The 4,404-nt window shown below is 64.2% G+C and carries 5 protein-coding genes; all 5 read left to right on the top strand.

The window, feature by feature from the left end:
• A partial coding sequence (locus DYI24_RS22050; protein WP_164573849.1) for an ABC transporter substrate-binding protein occupies positions 1 to 289 on the top strand: 289 nt, incomplete at its 5' end.
• A 128-nt stretch (positions 290 to 417) separates the two neighbouring features.
• Positions 418 to 1,365 (top strand): branched-chain amino acid ABC transporter permease, encoded by a 948-nt coding sequence (locus tag DYI24_RS22045; protein WP_107345715.1) that lies wholly within the window; start codon positions 418 to 420, stop codon positions 1,363 to 1,365.
• Entirely contained in the window at positions 1,362 to 2,663 is a 1,302-nt protein-coding gene (locus DYI24_RS22040; protein WP_107356697.1) for a branched-chain amino acid ABC transporter permease, read from the top strand. The genes DYI24_RS22045 and DYI24_RS22040 overlap by 4 nt, the downstream gene beginning before the upstream one ends.
• On the top strand, positions 2,660 to 3,409 hold the full coding sequence (locus DYI24_RS22035; protein ID WP_107345717.1) for an ABC transporter ATP-binding protein: 750 nt from the start codon (positions 2,660 to 2,662) through the stop codon (positions 3,407 to 3,409). The genes DYI24_RS22040 and DYI24_RS22035 overlap by 4 nt, the downstream gene beginning before the upstream one ends.
• Positions 3,409 to 4,104 (top strand): ABC transporter ATP-binding protein, encoded by a 696-nt coding sequence (locus DYI24_RS22030; protein ID WP_164573848.1) that lies wholly within the window; start codon positions 3,409 to 3,411, stop codon positions 4,102 to 4,104. The genes DYI24_RS22035 and DYI24_RS22030 overlap by 1 nt, the downstream gene beginning before the upstream one ends.
• The last annotated feature ends 300 nt before the right edge of the window (positions 4,105 to 4,404 follow it).

Here is a 4,404-nt window from a genome sequence, read left to right as displayed (position 1 = left end):
GAACGAGATGCGGATGTTCGCGGCCGCTGCCGAAAAGGCCAAGTCGCTGGATCCGGTGAAGGTCGCGCAGGCGCTCGAAGACATGAAGTTCGAAGTGCTGGACGGCGGCGAAGGCATCATGCGGAAGGACGACCACCAGTTCTTCCAGCCGATCTACATCTCGTCGTTCGGTGACATTCCGGCCGGCCAGTTCGATGAAGAAAAGACCGGCTGGGGCTGGAAGCAGGTCGCCAAGATCGACACTGCTCAGACCATGCTGCCGACCACCTGCAAGATGGACCGGCCGTAAGCCTCACCCCGTCATGCCCGGCCTTGTGCCGGGCATTCACGCCTTCGGCGTGGACTCACAACAGACGTGGATGGCCGGGACAAGCCCGGCCATGACGACCTCACATCGTCAGGCGGCCTAACCCCATCATGCTCGAACTGATCGTCATTTCCACCCTCAATGGCGTTCTGTACGGAATGCTGCTGTTCTTGATGGCGAGCGGGCTCACCGTCATCTTCAGCATGCTCGGCGTGCTGAACTTCGCTCATGCCAGCTTCTATATGCTCGGCGCTTTCTTCGGCTATCAGATCAGCCGCTGGACCGGGTTCTGGCCGGCGCTGCTGATCGCGCCGCTGCTCGCTGGCGCGATCGGAGCCGCAGTCGAACGTTTTGGCCTGCGCCGCGTCCACCGCAACGGCCATGTCGCCGAACTGCTGTTCACCTTTGGGCTCGCCTTCGCGATCGAGGAAGTGGTCTCGATCATCTGGGGCAAGGTCCCGGTCGACTACCGCACCCCGGCGCTGCTGGATTTCCCGGCTTTCACGATCTTCTCGACCAACTATCCCGCCTACAAGATGTTCATGCTGGCGGTGTCGGTGGTGATCTTCGTCGGCCTCCTGGTCGCGCTGAAAAAGACCCGGATCGGGCTGATCGTTCAGGCGGCGCTGACCCACCCGCATATGGTCGCGCATCTCGGCCACAACGTCGAACGCATCTTCATGCTGGTGTTCGGCGTCGGCACCGCGCTTGCCGCCGTTGCCGGCGTGATCGCCGGCCCGTCGCTGGTGACGCAGTCGAACATGGCGGCGCTGCTCGGTCCGATCCTGTTCGTCGTCGTGGTGGTCGGCGGCCTCGGCTCGCTGCCGGGCGCGTTCATCGCCTCGCTGCTGATCGGGCTGCTGCAGACCTTTGCGGTGTCGATCAATGCCTCGCCCGCCTCGCTGTTCGGTCCGCTCGGTCCTGATCTCGCGGCCTCCTGGCTCAACGACATCTGGAACGTGACCATCGCTCAGATCGCGCCGATCATGCCGTATCTGCTGCTCGTGCTCATCCTGATCTTCCGGCCGATGGGGCTGTTGGGAACCCGCGAAACATGACCGACCTCGCCTCCAGCGCCGCGCCGCCCCGGCCGACGCTGTCCGAACGTGCCAAGTTCTACGGACTCTGGATCGCCACCGCGCTGGTGCTGCTGCTGTTGCCGAAGCTGTTCGCTTCCGGCGGCTCGCTGACGACGTTCAGCCTGGTCGGCATCTCGATCATCTTCGCGCTGTCCTACAACATCCTGCTCGGCCAGACCGGGATGCTGTCGTTCGGCCACGCGGTGTATTACGGCCTCGGCGGCTTCCTCGCGATCCACACCATCAACATCCTCGGCTTCAACAAATGGCCGATCCCGCTGCCATTTGTGCCGCTGATCGGCGGGTTCGCCGGCTTGTTCTTCGCCGCCTTGATCGGCTGGGTGATGACCCAGCGCTCCGGCACCGCATTTGCGATGATTTCGCTCGGCCTCGCCGAGCTGGTCGCCTCCTCGGCGCTGATCCTGCGCAGCTTCTTCGGCGGCGAGGCTGGTATCTCGGCCAACCGCACCAAGCTGTTCAAGGTGTTCGGCCTGTCGTTCGGTCCGCAGATCCAGATCTATTATCTGGTGGCCGCCTGGACCCTGATCGCCATCATCGCGATGTATGCGCTGACCCGGACGCCGCTGGGGCGGATGTGCAACGCCGTCCGCGACAATCCGGAGCGGGTGCAGTTCGTCGGCTATGATCCGCACGTGGTGCGCTATTTGGCGTTCTGCTTCTCGGGCTTTTTTGCCGGCATCGCCGGTGCGCTGGCGGCGATCAATTTCGAGATCGCCAACTCCGCCTATCTCGGTGCGGTGCAGTCCGGCACCGTGCTGTTCGCGGCCTATATCGGCGGCATCGGCTTCTTCATCGGCCCGATCGTCGGCGCGATCTTCGTCACCGTGCTGTCGCTGGTGCTGAGCGACCTGACTCAGGTCTGGCAGCTGTATTTCGGCCTGTTCTTCATCATCGTGGTGCTGTTCGCACCGGGCGGCATCACCGGCGTCCTGATGATGCATCGGCCGCTGCTGCGCGCCGGCATGCTGACGCGGATGTTGCCGAGCTATGTGATGGCCGCCCTACCGACGCTGGCGCTGTGCGTCGGGCTGATGCTGATGATCGAGACCACCGTGCACTACACCGTCAATCCGCACGAGGATCCGAACCGGGTGGCGTTCGGCATTCCGTTCAATGCCGCCAGCCCGCTGACCTGGGCGGCTTCGGCCGTGCTGATCATCGGCGGCTTCATCCTCGCCAAGATGGCGTGGAGCCGGGTCACGCAGACCTGGGACACCACGCTGACCGCCGCCCGCGCCAAGGTTCACGCCCTATGAGCACCGCGATCGAACTCCGCGGCGTCGAAAAGAGCTTCGGCGTCACCAAGGTGATCCAGAACATCAACTTGACGATCGCCCAAGGCGAACGCCACGCGCTGATCGGCCCGAACGGCGCCGGCAAGTCGACCACCTTCAATCTGATCAGCGGCTACATGCGGCCGACCACCGGCAGCATCCTGCTGCGCGGCGAAGAGATCGCCGGCATGAAGCCGTTCCAGATCAACCGCCGCGGGCTGTCGCGCTCGTTCCAGGTCACCAACGTGTTCGCCAACATGACGGTGTGGGAAAACCTGCGCTGCGCCGTGCTGTGGGCGACCGGGCATCGTTACGCGTTCTGGAAGAACGTCGACAATTTGCCCGAGGTGCGCGAGCGCACCGCGCAGATCCTGGAAGACATCCACCTCACCTCGCGTCGCGACGTCCCGGCGGGCCTGCTCACCTATGCCGAGCAGCGCGCGCTCGAGATCGGCATCACGATTGCCGGCGGCGCTAATGTGATCCTGCTCGACGAGCCGACCGCGGGCATGAGCCATGCAGAGACCGAACGCGCGGTGACGCTGATCCGCCGTCTCACAGAAGGCCGCACGCTACTGATCGTCGAGCACGACATGAGCGTGGTGTTCGGCCTCGCCGACCGCATCTCGGTCCTGGTCTATGGCCAGATCATCGCTTCGGGAACGCCGGACGAAATCCGCGGCAATCCGAAGGTCAAGGAAGCCTATCTCGGCGAGGAAGCGGCCTGATGCTCGAGGTGAAAGACCTGCACGCCTATTACGGCAAGAGCCACATCCTGCAGGGCGTCGACATGCATATCGACGCCGGCGAGGTGGTCAGCCTGCTCGGCCGCAACGGTGTCGGCCGCTCCACCACCGTGAAGGCGATCATGGGCGAAGTGCCGCCGCCCGGCAGCATCCTGTTCAAGGGCAAGAACATCGCCGGGCTGCCGAGCTACAAGATCGCGCATCTCGGGCTCGGCTACGTCCCCGAGCATCGCGACATCTTCCCGGGCCTGACGGTCCGGCAGAACCTGATGCTCGGCATCAAGAACCCGCGCAACCCCGGCAAATGGAAGCTGGAGGACATGCTCGATATGTTCTCCAACCTTAAGGCCCGTGCCGACACTCCGGCCGGCGTGCTGTCCGGCGGCGAAAAGCAGATGCTGACGATCTGCCGGACACTGATGGGCGATCCCGAATTGGTGATGATCGACGAGCCGACCGAAGGGCTGGCTCCGATCATCGTGCAGCAGGTCGGCGACCTGATCGCCGAAATCGCCCGCCGCGGCGTCGCCATCCTGCTGGTTGAGCAGAAGCTGTCGATCGCGATGCGGATCTCGCACCGGGTCTATGTGATGGGCCACGGCAAAATCGTGTTCGAAGGCACCCCCGACGACCTCAAGGCCAACGCCGCCATCCGCAAGGAATGGCTAGAGGTCTGAGCCACGAGCGGCTCAGTTTCGGCAAGGAGGCGGCTTGGACTTGTCACTCCGGACGGGAAGGCCCCCGCGGCGTGAGACCCTGGCACCCGAGCAGCGCACATCACGGACGCTTTCCCGGCGGTCAGGTTCCAGGCTACCCTTCCGGCCCGATCGCCGATCCCTTGTGAGACCGATGCTGCCCCCTGCTCTGCTCCGCGCCACCGACTGGTTTCGCGCTTACGCCGATAATCCCGATCCCCTCGCCGCCACCGGCAACCTGGTGGCCCTGGTGCTGGCCGGCAACGGGCCGTTTTATCCGCT

Origin of the sequence: Rhodopseudomonas sp. BR0C11 (assembly GCF_010820945.1) — a bacterium.
Classification (GTDB): Bacteria; Pseudomonadota; Alphaproteobacteria; order Rhizobiales; family Xanthobacteraceae; genus Rhodopseudomonas; species Rhodopseudomonas palustris_H.
The sequence above is the reverse complement of the archived record's forward strand: the minus strand, read 5'-3'. Positions and strand labels throughout refer to the sequence as shown.

What these genes read in the sequence shown, in the direction of transcription:
- DYI24_RS22045 (WP_107345715.1), top strand. Translation starts at nt 418, where the DNA reads ATGCTCGAACTGATCGTCATTTCCACCCTCAATGGCGTTCTGTACGGA.
- DYI24_RS22040 (WP_107356697.1), top strand. Translation starts at nt 1,362, where the DNA reads ATGACCGACCTCGCCTCCAGCGCCGCGCCGCCCCGGCCGACGCTGTCC.
- DYI24_RS22035 (WP_107345717.1), top strand. Translation starts at nt 2,660, where the DNA reads ATGAGCACCGCGATCGAACTCCGCGGCGTCGAAAAGAGCTTCGGCGTC.
- DYI24_RS22030 (WP_164573848.1), top strand. Translation starts at nt 3,409, where the DNA reads ATGCTCGAGGTGAAAGACCTGCACGCCTATTACGGCAAGAGCCACATC.